The sequence below is a fragment of the Pectinatus frisingensis genome, assembly GCF_015732285.1.
GTDB classification, from domain to species: Bacteria; Bacillota; Negativicutes; order Selenomonadales; family Selenomonadaceae; genus Pectinatus; species Pectinatus frisingensis.
In genome coordinates this window covers 18958-35839 of sequence record NZ_WIQU01000065.1, presented here as the reverse complement: position 1 = coordinate 35839, position 16882 = coordinate 18958, and the positions used below count along the sequence as shown (strand labels likewise).

At 38.0% G+C, this 16882-nt stretch carries 15 protein-coding genes; 13 read left to right on the top strand and 2 right to left on the bottom strand.

From position 1 onward, the window contains the following. Positions 1 to 132: 132 nt before the first annotated feature. Complete coding sequence (locus tag I6751_RS11885) at positions 133 to 1317, bottom strand: MalY/PatB family protein (protein ID WP_196590940.1); 1185 nt, start codon at positions 1315 to 1317, stop codon at positions 133 to 135. Between the two features lie 384 nt (positions 1318 to 1701). On the opposite strand from I6751_RS11885, the gene I6751_RS11880 reads away from it, so the two are divergent. The 8 genes from I6751_RS11880 to I6751_RS11845 all read left to right on the top strand — a co-directional run bounded on the left by I6751_RS11880 (position 1702) and on the right by I6751_RS11845 (position 10907). After that, complete coding sequence (locus I6751_RS11880; RefSeq protein ID WP_182187457.1) at positions 1702 to 1965, top strand: HPr family phosphocarrier protein; 264 nt, start codon at positions 1702 to 1704, stop codon at positions 1963 to 1965. 46 nt (positions 1966 to 2011) lie between these two features. Then, positions 2012 to 3739 (top strand): phosphoenolpyruvate--protein phosphotransferase, encoded by a 1728-nt coding sequence (gene ptsP / locus I6751_RS11875; RefSeq protein ID WP_196590941.1) that lies wholly within the window; start codon positions 2012 to 2014, stop codon positions 3737 to 3739. A 15-nt stretch (positions 3740 to 3754) separates the two neighbouring features. Further along, positions 3755 to 4132, top strand: a complete 378-nt coding sequence (locus tag I6751_RS11870; protein WP_196590942.1) for a hypothetical protein — start codon at positions 3755 to 3757, stop codon at positions 4130 to 4132. Positions 4133 to 4491: 359 nt separating this feature from the next. After that, positions 4492 to 5844, top strand: a complete 1353-nt coding sequence (locus I6751_RS11865; protein ID WP_196590943.1) for a cytochrome ubiquinol oxidase subunit I — start codon at positions 4492 to 4494, stop codon at positions 5842 to 5844. Beyond that, a complete protein-coding gene (cydB, locus tag I6751_RS11860) occupies positions 5844 to 6854 on the top strand; it encodes a cytochrome d ubiquinol oxidase subunit II (protein WP_196590944.1) in 1011 nt (336 codons plus the stop codon). The genes I6751_RS11865 and cydB overlap by 1 nt, the downstream gene beginning before the upstream one ends. A gap of 34 nt (positions 6855 to 6888) precedes the next feature. Beyond that, entirely contained in the window at positions 6889 to 8610 is a 1722-nt protein-coding gene (cydD, locus tag I6751_RS11855; RefSeq protein WP_196590945.1) for a thiol reductant ABC exporter subunit CydD, read from the top strand. Position 8611: 1 nt separating this feature from the next. Next, complete coding sequence (cydC, locus tag I6751_RS11850; protein WP_196590946.1) at positions 8612 to 10294, top strand: thiol reductant ABC exporter subunit CydC; 1683 nt, start codon at positions 8612 to 8614, stop codon at positions 10292 to 10294. A gap of 67 nt (positions 10295 to 10361) precedes the next feature. Next, entirely contained in the window at positions 10362 to 10907 is a 546-nt protein-coding gene (locus I6751_RS11845) for an ECF transporter S component (RefSeq protein WP_231037859.1), read from the top strand. Positions 10908 to 11026: 119 nt separating this feature from the next. On the opposite strand, the gene I6751_RS11840 is transcribed toward I6751_RS11845, so the two are convergent. Then, positions 11027 to 11677 carry a Crp/Fnr family transcriptional regulator gene (locus I6751_RS11840; protein ID WP_196590947.1) on the bottom strand — a complete coding sequence of 217 codons (651 nt, stop codon included), beginning with the start codon at positions 11675 to 11677 and terminating at the stop codon, positions 11027 to 11029. Between the two features lie 82 nt (positions 11678 to 11759). Here I6751_RS11840 and deoD point away from each other — a divergent pair, with 82 nt between their 5' ends. The 5 genes from deoD to I6751_RS11815 are packed head-to-tail and all read left to right on the top strand — an operon-like array spanning position 11760 to position 16723. Then, on the top strand, positions 11760 to 12464 hold the full coding sequence (deoD, locus tag I6751_RS11835) for a purine-nucleoside phosphorylase (protein ID WP_196590948.1): 705 nt from the start codon (positions 11760 to 11762) through the stop codon (positions 12462 to 12464). Between the two features lie 14 nt (positions 12465 to 12478). Next, positions 12479 to 13747 carry an NCS2 family permease gene (locus tag I6751_RS11830; protein ID WP_231037860.1) on the top strand — a complete coding sequence of 423 codons (1269 nt, stop codon included), beginning with the start codon at positions 12479 to 12481 and terminating at the stop codon, positions 13745 to 13747. A 35-nt stretch (positions 13748 to 13782) separates the two neighbouring features. After that, entirely contained in the window at positions 13783 to 14964 is a 1182-nt protein-coding gene (locus tag I6751_RS11825) for a phosphopentomutase (RefSeq protein ID WP_196590949.1), read from the top strand. 24 nt (positions 14965 to 14988) lie between these two features. Then, the gene (locus tag I6751_RS11820; protein ID WP_182187469.1) at positions 14989 to 16311 is read left to right on the top strand and encodes a pyrimidine-nucleoside phosphorylase; all 1323 of its coding nucleotides are present in this window, start codon (positions 14989 to 14991) and stop codon (positions 16309 to 16311) included. A gap of 16 nt (positions 16312 to 16327) precedes the next feature. Next, positions 16328 to 16723 (top strand): cytidine deaminase, encoded by a 396-nt coding sequence (locus tag I6751_RS11815; RefSeq protein WP_196590950.1) that lies wholly within the window; start codon positions 16328 to 16330, stop codon positions 16721 to 16723. The last annotated feature ends 159 nt before the right edge of the window (positions 16724 to 16882 follow it).

The window sequence follows — 16882 nt, the reverse complement described above, 5'->3', positions numbered from 1 at the left end:
TCTGCCCAGCTGTAATCTGAATAGATGCCGGCAGAGTAGTTTTCCTTAAGTATATTAATTAATGCATATATTGTCAACTGGTATTAACAATAAAGTTAACTACATTTAATGATTGATAACTGCTGTTAATTTTTAATCTAATGTTTTGTTTAATGCAGTTTTTAAGCGATTTAAAGTACTTTCCAGGATTGATGTCGGGCAAGCCAGATTTATTCGTTCGAATCCGTCACCTGAGTGCCCGAAAATATAACCTTCATCACCAAATATTAAAGCCTGCTGTGTCATAAAAGTTTCCAATTCATTTTTTGTCATACCAAGAGCACGACAGTCCCACCATTGCAGATAAGTACCTTCCATGTTTGTTATCTTTATTTGTGGAATGTTTTCTCTTATAAAGTCTTCACAAAGGGTTTTGTTTTTAGCAATAAGCAATATAAATTCATCCAGCCACGTAGAACATTCAGTATAAGCTATTTCACATGCTTTATAACCAATAATATTGAGAGCACCATAGCCTGCTTTTACAGCTGTGCTGATAAACTGACGGCGCAACAGATCATTTTTGATGATGATATTTGATACCTGCAGACCAGCCAGGTTGAAAGTTTTGGAAGGGGCAGTACATATTATACAATTTTCAGCTATGGTATCATTCAATGAAGCCAGTACGGTGTGCCGATAACCAGGCAAAACTATATCGGAGTGTATTTCATCAGAGACGACGTTGACGTTATTGGACAAACATATATCGGCAATCTTTTGCAGTTCTTTTTTTGTCCATACACGTCCCACCGGATTATGCGGACTACAGAGAATTAATAATTTGTTTTTTGGATTATGAGCTTTTTTTTCAAGATCGTCAAAATCAATATAGTAATCAGTACCCTTCTTTAATAGAGAATTTTCTATTATACGGCGATTGTTTTTGGTGATGGCACGGGAAAATGGATGATAAACAGGAGGCATGATTATAACACCGTCGCCTTCTTCAGTAAAAGCCCGGACAGCATTAAACAATGCCGGAACCACACCTGGAGATGGAACTATCCAGCTATGGTCAATTGTCCAGTTGTGACGCTGCTGCATCCAGTTGGATATGGCATGCAGATATCCTTTTGTCGGAATGGTATAACCGAGAACTGTGTGCGAGAGAAAAGCCTGCAGGCCGGAAATGATTTCCGGCGGTGTCATGAGTTCCATATCAGCTATTGAAAGAGGGACTATTTTTGATGGGACTTGTGGGTTCATTTTTTTCATGGCTGACCATTTAACCGATCCCGAATCGGCTCGATCGGGGTTTACAGAAAAATTATACATGTTAATTACCTTCCTTTTAGAGGATATAAATGATATGTTAATTTTGCAATAACCTTACATTCGATTATGAATATAAGAGTTAAATAAAATAGTAATTATATATGACTATATAATTTGTTTTTATTGATAATATCAATGCTGTTTTGATAACTTTAATCAAATAAGTTTATTTACAATTATATAATATTTTTTGGAAAAATAACAATTATTTAAAATATCGGTGAGAAGCAAAAAAATCGGCAAGATAAAAATAGTAATATTTATGTTAAATGATAATATGGTTATGTAAATTTTTGCTGGTAATTTTACTGTGTATTCGGTATAATTTAAGAAGTGCAGTGTAACTGCTAGAGAATTAATTTTTTATAAAAGGGGATATAACTCATGGAAAAAACATTAACTATTGAAAACAAAACAGGTCTGCATGCTCGTCCGGCCTCGATGTTTGTTCAGACAGCAAACAAATTTAAATCAAAAATCAAATTAACAGCTAAGGGCAAGACCATTGATGCTAAAAGTATTCTTATGATCATGAGCCTTGGTTTGCAGCAAGGTACAGATGTTACAATCAGTGCTGAAGGTGAAGATGACCAGGCAGCTATTACTGCATTGTCAGATCTTATAAAATCTAAATTTGGTGAAGAATAATAAAATGATCTTTTAGTATGAAAATGGCTCCAAGGGGGGACTATCTATGTCAGTTAAATTGCGTGGCAAGGGTGTCATTACCGGTATTGCTATAGCCAAGGTTCTGCTCATTGGGCAGGATTTTGAAAAATACATGGATTTATATACACCGGAAAATGTTGAATCAGAAATCAGCAAGATAGAAAAAGCATTTGCTGCTGTTGCTGATGACCTCGCAGAAAATGTTAAAACCTTGAAAAGTAAGGGAATGACCGAACAGGCGGGCATTATGGAAGCACATCGTACGATGGTGCAGGATCCAATGTTTAAAAATAATGCCATTGCCAAAGTAGGAGAAGTTAAGTCTGCCCCAAGGGCTGTTTTATTGGCATCGGAAGAAACGGCTGCTATTTTCGAAAATATGGCTGATGAATATTTTCGTGAACGTGCTGTTGATATTCGTGATGTTGGTAAACGTGTCGTAAGTCGTATTTTAGGGTTAAAAGGTCCGGATATAGGTAATGATCCGATTATTCTATGCGGACATGAAATTGAACCATCCGTCATTGCTAACATTCCTACAGAACAGATCGCTGGTGTAATTTTAGGGCAGGGAAGCACGACATGTCATGCCGTTATTATTGCCAAAGCACGCGCTATTCCGACTGTTGTTGGTTTGGAAAAGAGCATTGATGAGATTAAAAATGGCGATGAAGTAATTGTAAATGGGGAAACTGGGGAAATATTTGTCAATCCTACTGAAGAATTGATGGAATCGTTTGAAAAGCTTATTGATGAACAAAATAAGCTGAAGCAGCATTATGCGGAGCTTACTTCGTTGCCGGCAGAAACCACTGATGGGCATAGGGTAATGCTTGTGGCTAATATTAGCACGCATCTTGATGTAGAAGCTGCCGTCACTGACTTTGGTGCTGAGGGTGTTGGGCTTTTCCGCTCAGAATTTTTATTTATGGGAAAAGATGAACCCCCTGATGAAGAAACTCAATTTGGGGCTTATAGGGATGCTGTTGAAAAGTGTAATGGTAAGTTGTGTGTAATCCGTACAATGGATATTGGCGGTGATAAACCTCTGCCTTATCTTAATATACCTAAGGAAGAAAATCCGTTTTTAGGCTGGCGGGCATTGCGTATTTGTCTGGCACGCCGTGATATATTCATGCCGCAAGTGAAGGCGATATTGCGTGCTGGAGTGTATGGCAAAGCTGCAATGATGCTTCCGATGGTCATAAGGCTCAGTGAAATTGATAAGGTTAAGCAGATCATTGGAGAGGCTAAGACTATGCTAAAGCAGGAAGATAAAGTCTTTTCTGATAATGTACAGCTTGGCATAATGGTGGAAACACCAGCAGCGGCGGTTATGACACCAATATTTGCCAAACATGTGGATTTCTTTAGTATCGGGACAAATGATCTTATTCAGTATACCTTGGCAGTTGACCGCGTCAATAGTAATGTAAGTTATTTGTATGATCCGTTTAACCCTGGTGTGCTTGCGCTTATTAAGCGGACTATTGATTCTGCCAATGAACATAAAATATGGGCAGGAATGTGTGGCGAAATGGCCAGTGATCCGTATGCAGCAGTTATTTTAATGGCTATGGGAATCACTGAACTTTCAATGAGTGCACCTTCCATACCGCGTGTCAAAGAATTGATTCGCAGTGTTAGTATGGTTGAAGCCAAAGAAGCCATGAATAAGGTAATGTCCATGGAACATGCTGCGGATATTAAGGAATATCTGCAGGGGAAATTTAGTAAGAGAAATAATCTTTGATGCAGCGTGTGAATAATGAATAATAAATTTATTGAACCGGCATATGGTAAAGATCAAAATATAAAAATGGATATCATGAGGATGATTAATGAGGGAAAAAATCCTTATGAAATAATTTATTATATTGTTGATTATTTAGAAAAAGTGTCGGGTGAGAAGGGCTATGCCGCAAATGTGCGTGAGTGTATAGATTCTATTTATGGTATAGGACTGGGAGCAAAGCAGCCATTGACTGATGAGCTTTTTGCAGTACAGCAGCGCTGTCATAAAATGGAAGAAGCGTTGAATGATATTGATGATGAAGATGTAAAAAAACGCATCGGTTTCGCTATTGGTCAGCATAAAAAATTTGCTGCCTTTCTTGAAGAAAAAATAAAAAAAGCAAAAAAATAAAATCGGTAGTAATAGATATCAATTGCACAGCTATTGATTTTGTTATATATATTATTGACACGTATTGGGGCTTATATATTATTAGTGGTATAATTTATTTTATATAATGTATATTGTAAATCCAGGTTGTAAAAACCTGGATTTTTTTATTTTATGATATTTGGGTTTAAAATTATGTGATTTATGGCATAAGAAAATGGGAAGGAATATAGCTGAATAACGGCGTATACTATATATAGAATAGTCTTATTATAAAGAGGATTTTAATTATTAATTAATAATAGATTGCATTTTATGCTGTAAAAAATTATACTATAAGAAGAATTTATAATTTAATTTTGGAGAGGAAGGGTGCAGATATGGACGTTATCACATTGTCGCGCCTGCAATTTGCTGTAACGACAATATACCATTTTTTATTTGTTCCATTATCACTTGGATTGTCGTTCTTAGTCGCTGTATTATCGACAATATATTTAAAAAATGGGAAAATTGTTTATAAACAGTTGGCGAAGTTATTTGGCAAATTATTTGTAATTTCATTTGCTATGGGTGTAGTCACAGGCATTGTACAAGAATTTCATTTTGGGATGAATTGGTCGGAGTACTCAAGATTTATGGGAGACATCTTTGGTGCACCGTTGGCACTGGAAGCATTGTCAGCATTTTTTCTGGAGTCAGTTTTTCTTGGAGTATGGATTTTTGGTGAAAATCGTTTACCAGCTAAAGTACATTGTTTATCCATATGGTTGGTAGCATTTGGCAGTAACTTGTCGGCATTTTGGATTTTGGTGGCGAATTCTTTTATGCAGCATCCGGTCGGTTATGTAATTAATAATGGCCGAGCTGAAATGACTGACTTTGGAGCATTACTTACTAATCCGTACGTATTTGGACAATTTGCTCATGTATTGACTTCAGGGATAGTGACAGCAGGGATATTGGTTGTATCAGTGAGTGCCTATAAACTGCTGCGTCGTGAAAATGTTGCTATTTTTAAGACTGGTATTAAAATAGGGGCTGTATATGCAATTATTGGAATTTTTTCAGTTATGGGCAGCGGGCACTTGCACACACAGTATGTGGGACATAATCAACCGATGAAGCTGGCTTCAATGGAAGCTCTTTGGAACAATGCAGATCCCGCACCATTTACGATATATGCTAATATAGATATGAATAAGGAAAAAAATACCAATGTCATAGATATACCATATGCATTGTCATTTATGCTCAATAATTCACCAACAGGAGAAGTTAAGGGAATAAAAGCATTGCAGTCCGAAGAACAGCAACAGTACGGATATGATAATTACATACCAAATGTAGAACTTTTGTTTTGGAGTTTTCGTATTATGCTGGCTTGCGGTGGCATCATGCTGTTGTTGATGCTTGTAACTTTGTATATGAGTTATACGAATCGTCTTTCTGAATATAATACAGGCTGGCTTCGCCTATTGTCGCTCGCTATATTTTTACCGTTTATAGCTAATACGGTTGGTTGGATTATTGCTGAATGTGGACGTCAGCCATGGATGGTTACCGGATTGCAAAAGGTCGGAGATGCTGTTTCACAAAATATAACTTCATTGGAAGTTTGGATATCGTTGATTGGTTTTACTGCAGTATATGCTTTACTGGCAATAGCTGCGATATTTGTAGCTGTGAAGATTGTCAGAAAGGATGTAACTGAAGAAGGGAGCGGTTTATAATGGATTTGCAGGTGTTGTGGTTTATTCTTGTTGTTGTCTTATTTACCGGCTTCTTCTTTTTAGAAGGATTTGATTATGGCGTTGGCATATTATTGCCTTTTGCCGCTAAGGATGATATTGAGCGTCGTATGTTTATAAACAGCATCGGACCTGTATGGGATGGTAATGAAGTGTGGATGATTACAGCTGGAGGAGCAATGTTTGCAGCTTTTCCGCATGTGTATGCCACGATGTTCAGTGCATTTTATATGGCATTGTTTCTGATGCTCATAGGTTTAATTGTACGCGGGGTGGCTTTTGAATTTCGGAGTAAGCATGATACATCCTGTTGGCGCAGCCTGTGGGATTGGATGATTTTTATCGGTAGCTTTTTACCAGCCTTTTTATGGGGAGTAGCAGTGACTAATCTCATGAAAGGTTTTATGATAAATAGTGATAAGATTTATATGGGAACATTTTGGGATTTATTGTCAATATATACTATTGTCGGTGGAATAACATTTGTTCTTGTATTTGCTTTTCATGGTGTGACTTATTTATCTTTGAAACTTGATGCAAAGTCGCATCTTATGCCGCGGCTGCGTTTAGTCGGCACATGTCTGGGTGGTACAGCAGCAATTTTTTATGTATTATGCATGGCATTGACTTATGCTAATACGGATATGTTCAAATCTTCGTTATGTCTTGGTTTAATGATACTGGCGGCAATTGTTTTTGTACTGGCCATTATTGCTCGGCGCCAGGGCAGATGCGGTGCAGCATTTATTGGCAGTGCTTTAGCAGTTGTGTTCACTACTATAAGTGTTTTTGTTGGTCTTTTTCCGCGGATATTGATTTCTACGATGAATCCGGACTGGAGCCTCACAATAACTAATGCATCATCTTCTCCTTACACATTATCTATTATGACGGTTGCTGCGGTGATTTTTGTGCCGCTTGTATTAATTTATCAGGCATGGTCGTATTGGATATTCAGGAAACGTGTAACGGCTAAAGATTTGGAATATTAATAGTAAAATTATAAAGTGATAAGGAATTTCATTTATGTTTGATAAGAATTTGCTAAGTGAGTTACAGCCGTATAGATGCAAAATATATGCTATTATTTTAGCGGATATTGTTTTAGCAGGTGTAATTATCGCACGGTGTTATTATCTGGCAGATATAATCAATGGGATGTTATTCTTTCAATTAAGTTTACAAACAGCAGTACCACAGTTAGTACTGCTGTTTGTGCTTTTTTTGGCGGAAACGGGATTAGGATATGGGATACATGCTGTAACACATTCAATTTCTGTCGGCATTCGCAGACGCATACGTCGGGCGTTGGTGTACAAATTGAGTGAAAGCAGTCCACTTTCCTCTATATACGATAATACGGATTTATTACCATTGCTAACCAGAGGAATTGATTCATTAGATGCATATTTTGCCCAGTTTTTACCGCAAATGATAGTCACTGTCGTGATACCGCTTGTTATACTTCCCGCAGCTTTTTATTGTGATTGGATATCTGGATTTATATTTCTATTGACAATGCCACTTATTCCATTTTTTATGATACTTATAGGTAAAAAGGCTCAAGTTGAAAATAATCGTCAATGGACAGCTTTATCGCGGCTTAGTGAGTTGTTTATGAATCTTTTGTCAGGAATGTCAGTTATTAAAGTTTATAATCAGACAAAAAATCAGTTAAAAAAAGCTGTAGATACCGGAGAACTATTTTCCCAAGCAGTTTTAAGAGTTTTGCGTATAGCTTTTTTGTCAGCATTTTTTTTGGAGTTGATTGCGACGCTGAGTATTGCAATAATAGCGGTAAACATCGGCTTTAGGTTATTATCAGGGCAAACAATTTTTTTAGCGGCATTTTTTATTTTATTATTGGCTCCGGAATTTTATAAACCACTGCGTCAAACTGGTAGTATGTTTCATCAGGCGATGGATGCTTTGACAAATTCACCTAAAATATATAATTTACTTGATGATAAGATTACCAAAGAACAGTTTTGTAAGAAAAAAATACATTTAGACTCTGCACCTTGTATTGTTTTTACCGGAGTGGGGTTTAATTATAATGCAAATCGGGAAAATGTTCTTCGTGATATCAACATGGAGTTTGCTGCCGGAAAAGTTACGGCGTTGATCGGTAGGAGTGGCGCTGGAAAATCAACTGTTTTCTCATTACTGATGAAATTTGCTAAGCCTGATAAAGGCAAAATATTGATAAATGGAGAGGATATAGGAACTATTGCAACTGATTCATTGCGGGAAAATATAGCATATGTAGCGCAGCGGGCATATATATTTAACGCAAGTATAAGGGAAAATATCTGTCTTGGCAGAAAAGTTAATGCTGAGAGATTGCAAAAAGCGATTAGCGCAGCAGGATTAACAAAAGTTATTGCGGCGATGCCACAGCAGCTTGATACCATTATCGGTGATGATAGTAGAAAATTGAGCAGTGGGCAGATGAGACGATTGTCTTTGGCACGGGCTTTTTTATCTGATGCTCCACTTTTACTACTTGATGAACCACTTGAAAGTCTTGATTCAATAACAGAAAAAGTGGTAAAAGAGGGAATTCGGCAACTGTCAGAAGATAAGACGGTAGTAATTATTGCGCATCGTTTGGCATCAATAAAGCAGGCTGATGCCATATATGTGATGGACCGTGGAAAAATAGTTGAACATGGATCTGACAGTGAGTTGAAACGTAATAAGGCATTGTATTATAAAATGGTTAACAGTACAATGGGGGGAGCCTGATTTGAAAGAAAAATTATGGCAGATGACAAGGCCGCTTTTGCCCATTATATTGTTGTCAGTATTGCTGGGATTTTTATGTGATATGAGTATAGTAGGTTTGATGGCGGCATCGGCATATTTGGTGACTAATGCAGCATTGCATACTCCTCTTTACATGCTTTCTTTGGCGATAACCGGTGTCAGAACCTGTGGTATTTTTCGTGCTGTATTTCGTTATGCTGAACGCTATATTTCCCATAATGCAGCTTTTTTAGTCTGGCAGCGGCTCAGACAGGTAATATATATAAACGTGGCAAATGCTTTGCCGTTCAGCAAAGAAGTTTTGAATAATGGTGATGTATTTACTATAGTGATAGAATCCCTTGATGAATTGCGTGATGCTGTTTTAAGATTAGTTTTACCGCCGGTTGGCGGACTGCTGTTGACTGTTGCATTATTTTTATTCATACTGCCTTATAGTCTGGGGGCGGCGGTTGTTTTGGTTGCGGCATTTTTATCAATAGGGTTGTTACTGCCTTATATTTTTTGCCCGCATAGGGAAAAACAAATTTCTCTGGAAGGAGAAATTTGTGAATACATTAATGGTGCAAGAGATATGGCCGCATTTAATTACGGAAAGGTACGAAAAGAAATTACCAATGCTAAAATTGACTTCTTGATCGGACAGGAAGAAAAAAGTTTTCATTTAGAAATTTTAGCAGGTACTATAGCTCAGGTCATAGCAGCAGCGGCAGTGGTTAGTATTTTGGCAATTTTTATAACGATATTACCGTATATCACTGCGGTAAAGGCAGCAGTATTGCTGCTGGCGGTACTGGCCGCTTTGGAAATATTGGTACCATTGTCCGGAATGGGAAAACAATGGAATAAGGCTGCATCAGCCATTGAACGACTTGATTCATTACTGCAGGTTCGTAATACAATGTTACCCGTCCAACAGACAAAACGAATTCCGGATAAAAATTTGCTGACAGTTGAAAATATATTGTTTGGATATGATGAAAAAAATTTGTTTGACGGATTAAATTTTCATCTGCAGATTGGAGAAAAAGTAGCGCTTGTGGGTGGCAGTGGAACTGGGAAGAGTACACTGGTAAATCTTTTAGTACGGCTTTTACCGTATAATGATGGGATTGTTTACTGGCGTAACGATCCTTATAATGATATTCCTGTAGAAAAAATCAGAGAAAATATAAAAGTAGCCTTACAGGAACAGTATATTTTTGCTGCCAGCATCCGTGAAAATTTTCGGATACTTTATCCGTCAATAACTGATGAAGAGATATATAAGGCATTGACAGCAGCGGGTTTAAATGATTTTGTAACAAATACGCCACAAAAATTGGCAACTAAGACAGGACACTTTGGCATGTTCTTGTCGGGAGGACAGCGTAAACGGTTGATAATTGCTATAGCACTTGCCGGTAAAAGCGATATGATTATTCTTGACGAACCGACAGCCGGGCTCGATGCTATAACAGCTCAGGAAATAATTGATACAATAGTGAATATTGGCAGACAACGTACAATTTTAGCAATAACACATGATTTGGCAGCCATTGAAAGATTTGATAAAGTATTAGTATTGGCAAATGGGCGCATCGTGCAAACTGGCCCACCGATGCAGCTCGCAACGGTTAAAGGGCCGTTTGCTGCTATGTTGGCATATCGCAATGCAGTTTGATTATGTGTGTAATGAATGATATGACAGGATGATACAATAATAGAAGATGATGAACTGGGGATAATCTATGGAAAATAAAATAAGAATAAAAGTCTTGACGAGTATGTCAATGCTGATTGCCATATCTTTAGTATTAGTAGCTGCTGTTAATTTTCCACTCATACCGGCTGCCCCTTATTTGAAGTACGATCCGGCAGATATTCCTATTTTGATAGGTACTTTTTTGTTTGGAACGTCGGCAGGAATTATATTAACAGCTTTTACTGCATTGCTGCAGGGAATATTGATTAGTACGGATGGCGGACCTATTGGCATTTTAATGCATTTTGCAGCAACAGGAAGTTTTGTCGTGATGGCAGGACTTTTGTATAATCATACCAGGACTAAACGTGCTGCTAAAGTTGCTTTGATCTGCGGTACAATAACAATGACCATTGTGATGGTAGCGTTCAATTTGCTTATTACACCCTTTTTTCTTGGGGCATCAATAAAACAAGTAATTGAAATGCTGTTGCCGATAATAATCCCATTTAACTTGCTTAAGGCCGGGATTAATTCCATATTGGTCTGGATTATTTATAAACCGGTCAGTCGGTTTATAAATAAAATATAATAAATATAATAAAAATAGACTTTTGCCATCAAGACAAAAGTCTATTTTTATTATAATTATTTTTAAAAGAGACACATGACCTTTTTTATGTGATTTTTATGTAATATATTTGGTAATAGTTATAATCGCACTAACTTATGTAAAATTATAATCTGAGCAGGTGTAATAGATATTTTGCCATGAATTATCTGTATATAACCTTTTGATTTCAATAATTGGATACAACGGCTGACTGTTTTTATGCTTACGCCTATTTCATCTGCAATTTGCTGGTGGTTTTTAGTCAGTGTAAAATAGTTTTTATCATATGGTAAGTATTGGTCAATAAGATAATGCAAAAGTTTTTGTTTACCTGACATGAATTTAATAGTACCATTATTATTAGAGGTGGGATACATTTTCGTGGCAACCAGCTGTGCCATCAACAGTGAAAAAGAAGTATCACTTTCCAGCCAATGCCAAAAAGTGGAAGTGGACATGGATAAAGTGGTGCAAGGGGTAACAGCCTGCACTGTTGCAGCATAAATGGGCTGCCCAGCCAGGCTTTCTACTTCACCAATAAAACTGGGAGCTCCAAATTGGGCAAAAGTATATCGTTGGCCATTTTTGAATTCGTTGCTGACACTGACCATTCCTTTGATAAGGATGTAAACATGTTGGACATCCTCACCTTTATAGAGGATTGTTTCACCAGCGGAGATATTTTTTTTAATCAGCTTACGTTGTATAGATTCGGGGATAGCATCTATAAGCTTATACAACTGTTGCATGAAATCACTTCACTTAAAAGATAACTATATTTTAACAAATATAAATTAATAAAACAATTTATTTAGAAAAAGGGGACTTATCATGAGTACACATATTGAAGCTAAAAGTAATGAAATTGCCGAAAGAGTTTTATTACCAGGAGATCCATTGCGGGCTAAGTATATTGCCGAAACATTTTTAGATGATGTAAAGTGCTACAATAAAATACGCAATGCATTTGGTTATACGGGGCTGTATAAAGGGACGCCGGTTTCAGTACAGGGGACAGGCATGGGAATGCCCTCAATTTCAATATATACAAATGAGCTTATTAATGATTATGGTGTAAAAAAACTTATTCGTGTGGGTACTTGCGGTGCGGTAAACAATTCTATACGGGTACGTGATGTAGTAATTGCCCAAGGAACTACCACTGATTCAGGAATAGTGTTAAATACATTTGGCGCAGGAATAAATTACGCGCCATTAGCCGATTTTTCACTTTTATATAAAGCCTACGAAGTGGCTGAAAATAATAAAATGTCAGTAAAAGTCGGTAATGTTCTTTCTGAAGATAGATTTTATAATGACGAGATAGATATTCCCAAATTGACATCTTATGGGATATTGGCTGTGGAGATGGAAGCAGCAGCCTTGTATATGCTGGCAGCAAAATATCATGTGCAGGCATTAGCTGTTCTGACAGTCAGTAATCATTTGATTACGGGGGAAGAAACCACTGCTGAAGAACGAGAAAGATCCTTCAATGATATGATAAAAATTGCTTTGGAAACGGTGCAAAAATAAAAGGAAGATATGTGTTGACAACTATTGGAAATAAAAATAGAACAGATTTAAAGACAGAAATTATAGCGGGAACTACAGCGTTTTTTGCTATATCGTATATTATTATGGTGAATCCGCTCATTATGGCTGATGCAGGTGTCCCGATACAGCTTGGTGTATTTGCCACTATCTTTGTTTCCATCATAGGTTGTTTAATGGCAGGAACATGGGCGAATGCACCGATTGTATTAGCACCAGGTATGGGAGTCAATGCGTTTTTTTCTTATACAGTAGTATTGAATATGGGATTCAGCTGGCGGGCGGCTTTGGGAATATCATTGACTTCCGGAGTGATTTTTACCATTATAGCCTGCACACCTTTGGCTGAAATTATTGCTGAAGCTGTACCACAGTCATTAAAACACGCTATTACCGCTGGTATAGGGATGTTTTTAGTTGAGATAGGACTGGAAAAAGGTGAATTAATAGAAACCGGAAAAAATTCGATTATTCAATTGGCATCACTGCAAAATCCGGCAGCAATACTGACGCTTTTAGGATTGGTATTGAGCATAATATTATATTTGCGTAAGGTAAGAGGTAATTTTTTCATTGCCATTGCAGTAGTCAGCATTGTTGGTACTGTTATGGGAATTGGAGCTGCTGCACCAATATCAGTCAGTTTAAACGATTTATGGTCATATAAGGATATTGTATGGCAGATGGATTTTACAAATATTTTTAGTCTTCGTTTTTGGTTGGCTGTTTTTTCAATGACAATGATATTGATTTTCGACACAATTGGAATATTAGAAGGGATATTGCCAGATAAAAAAAATTTTGGCAGGGCTTTTTCAGTATCGTCGATAGCAGTTGTATTTTCAAGCATGTTGGGCAGCTGTCCTACGGTGGTGGCAGCTGAAAGTGCAGCAGGAATTGCCAGTGGAGGACGTAACGGCAAGATGGCGGTTACAGCAGGGATGCTATTTATTGCAGCATTGTTTTTTACACCGTTTTTAGGTTACATACCACCAAGTGCTATAGCACCGGTTATTATAATAACCGGCACGATGATGATGTGTCAGCTGCAGTATGTGAAGTTTAATGATTTTACTGAATGGTTTCCGGTGCTTTTGTTAGTGATGATGATTACTTTTTCCGGCAGTATTTCTACAGGTATGGCCTTCGGCTTTATTATGTATCCGCTGATGAAGGCTTTTGCAGGTAAGGCAAGGCAGGTTCATCCTTTGGTATACGCATTAGGTTTCTTATTTCTTGTTGATTTATTTTCTGATTTTCAATAATCAATGATGGCAGTATTTTGTGTAGGAGGCAGTAAATGATGAAGGTAAAACGTGTATTTTTGATTGTTTTGGACAGCTGCGGTATAGGAGCAGAACCTGATGCCGCACAGTTTGGTGACAGTGATGATTGTAATACGCTGCACTCTATTACGACATCTTCATATTACGCAACACCAAATATGAAAAAAATAGGTTTATTTAATATCGATGGTATCGATTATATGGATAAAGAAGAAAGTCCGAGTGGTTCATTTGCCCGATTGAGAGAAAGATCAATGGGCAAGGATACAACTATTGGACATTGGGAAATCGCCGGAATAGTTTCATCGGAGCCATTGCCAACGTATCCCAATGGATTTCCAAATGAAGTTATAGATGAATTAGAAAATGCTTTTGGCAGGAAAATTCTGTGTAATAAGCCTTATTCAGGAACGCAGGTAATTCATGATTATGGGAAAGAACATGAGCAGACTGGTTCTTTAATCGTCTATACATCAGCTGATAGTGTATTGCAGATTGCGGCTCATGAATCGATAGTGCCCTTGGAAAAATTGTATGAATATTGCCGAATCGCAAGGAAGATAATGCAGGGAGATCATTGTGTCGGACGCATTATAGCCAGACCTTTTGTCGGCAGGTTCCCCAATTATGAACGAACACCGCACCGTCATGATTTTTCTTTGCTTCCGCCGGCTGATACTATGCTGGATGTCCTGCAGAAAAATAATCTGGCGACTGTCTGTGTGGGGAAGATATCTGACATATTCGCCGCCCGGGGTGTAGGTCGTCATATCCCCATTGAGGGTAATGAGGATGGCATGAATAAGACGATAGCATTGCTGGATGATGATTTTCAGGGACTTTGTTTTGTTAATTTAGTGGATTTTGATATGAAATATGGACATCGGCGCGATGTTGACGGCTATGCCAGGGCGGCAACAGTGTTTGATAGACAATTGGGCAGTTTTATAGATAAGATGCATAGTGACGATGTTTTGATGATAACAGCTGATCATGGCTGTGATCCTAAGGCTCCTGGAACTGATCACACGAGAGAATATGTACCGCTGCTCATTTATGGCAGACCGATAAAAGCAGGAATTAATTTGGGGACACGGCCAACATTTGCTGATATTGCAGCGACAGTGACAGATTTTTTTGACGTTGAACTTATGACACAGGGTAAAAGTCTGACTGATAAAATATGGGATAGATAATTTATCTTTATGAGGTGAGTAATTATGCGAATATTTGATATTATTACCAAGAAAAAGCATGGCAATGTTTTAACTGATGCGGAAATTGAATATATGATCAATAAATTTGTTGGCGGAGAAATTGCTGATTATCAGATGGCAGCAATGTTGATGGCTATCTGGTTCGAGGGCATGAATGATCATGAGTTATCGGTTTTGACACAAGTGATGGCAAAATCAGGAGATACGATAGATCTATCAGCGATACAAGGAAAGAAGGTAGATAAACACAGTACAGGTGGTGTAGGTGATAAAACTACTTTGGTAATTGTACCGATTGTTGCTGCCTGTGGAGGTAAAGTCGCTAAAATGTCCGGCCGCGGCTTGGGACATACTGGTGGGACAATAGATAAAATGGAAGCAATTCCCGGTATGAGGACGGCACTTACTCAAAAGGAATTTTTTGCTGTTGTCAACAAAATCGGTGCAGCAGTAATTGGACAAACGGGTAATCTGGCTCCGGCTGATAAGAAAATATATGCACTACGTGACGTGACAGCAACTGTGGATAGCATTCCGTTGATTGCATCATCGATTATGAGCAAAAAATTGGCTGCAGGCAGTGATTGTATATTGCTTGATGTAAAAACAGGCAGCGGTGCTTTCATGAAAACTTTGGACGATTCTATTGAACTGGCACAAAAGATGGTTGCAATTGGTGAACATGCCGGACGGAAGATGGCGGCTGTTATCACTGATATGGATGTTCCATTAGGACATGCAGTTGGTAATTCATTAGAAATAATAGAAGTGATTGATACACTGCGTGGTAATGGTCCGGAAGATTTGACTGAAATATGTTTACAGTTGGCAGCCAATATGCTTTATCTTGTGGATAAAGGCAGTTTGGCTGAATGCCGGATAATGGCAGAAAAATCTATTGCTGATGGCAGCGCATTGGAAAAATTTATTGAAATGGTCGCGGCCCAAGGCGGTGATACCAGTGTGCTGAAAAATACGGATAAGTTTGCCAAGGCGCCGTATAGTAAAGAAGTGTTGGCTGATAAAACAGGATATATTACCAAAATGGATGCTGAAAAATGTGGCGTAGCTTCAGTTGTACTGGGAGCTGGACGTGAAATTAAGGATGCTCCTATTGACTTTTCAGCAGGTATAATAATCAAAAAGAAATATGGACAATACGTGCGGAAAGAAGAAAGTCTGGCGACACTTTACACATCTCAAAAAAATACATTGGAACAAGCAGAAAATATGTATGAGGAAGCAATACAAATAGGTAATGAAAAACCACCGGCAATACCATTGATATTTGCACGTATTGAAAAGGATAAGGTTGAAAAATTGTAAATAGGAAGGGATATATATGCAGACGGATGATTTAATTGAGGCTGCAAAAAAGGCGCGGGAATTTTCTTATAGTCCGTATTCTAAATTTAAAGTCGGCGCAGCGGTGCTGGCTAAAAGCGGAAAGATTTATAGTGGCTGTAATATTGAAAATGCATCATATGGCATTACTAATTGTGCGGAACGGACGGCAATATTTAAGGCTGTTTCGGCAGGCGAAAGAGAATTCACAGCGTTGGCGGTGATTGCTGATGCAGATGGGCCGGTAGCACCATGCGGTGCATGTCGTCAGGTGATAGCTGAGTTTAATATTGGGCAGATAATCATGGCAAATTTAAAAGGGAATATTAAGATAGTAACTTTGGAGGAACTGCTGCCATTTTCTTTTTCTGCTAGTGATTTTGCAGATGCTTAAACCAAAAGGGGCGTCGTATGTAACTGAGCCCATTCATAAATATGCAATAACTCACTTCCCTTGTCTGCCCTTAAAAAGGACAGAAAACCGCATCACGGCAGTGAACTGCATCTTTATGACAGACAAGTCCATGCGATACCCCTTTTGCATAATCTGAGT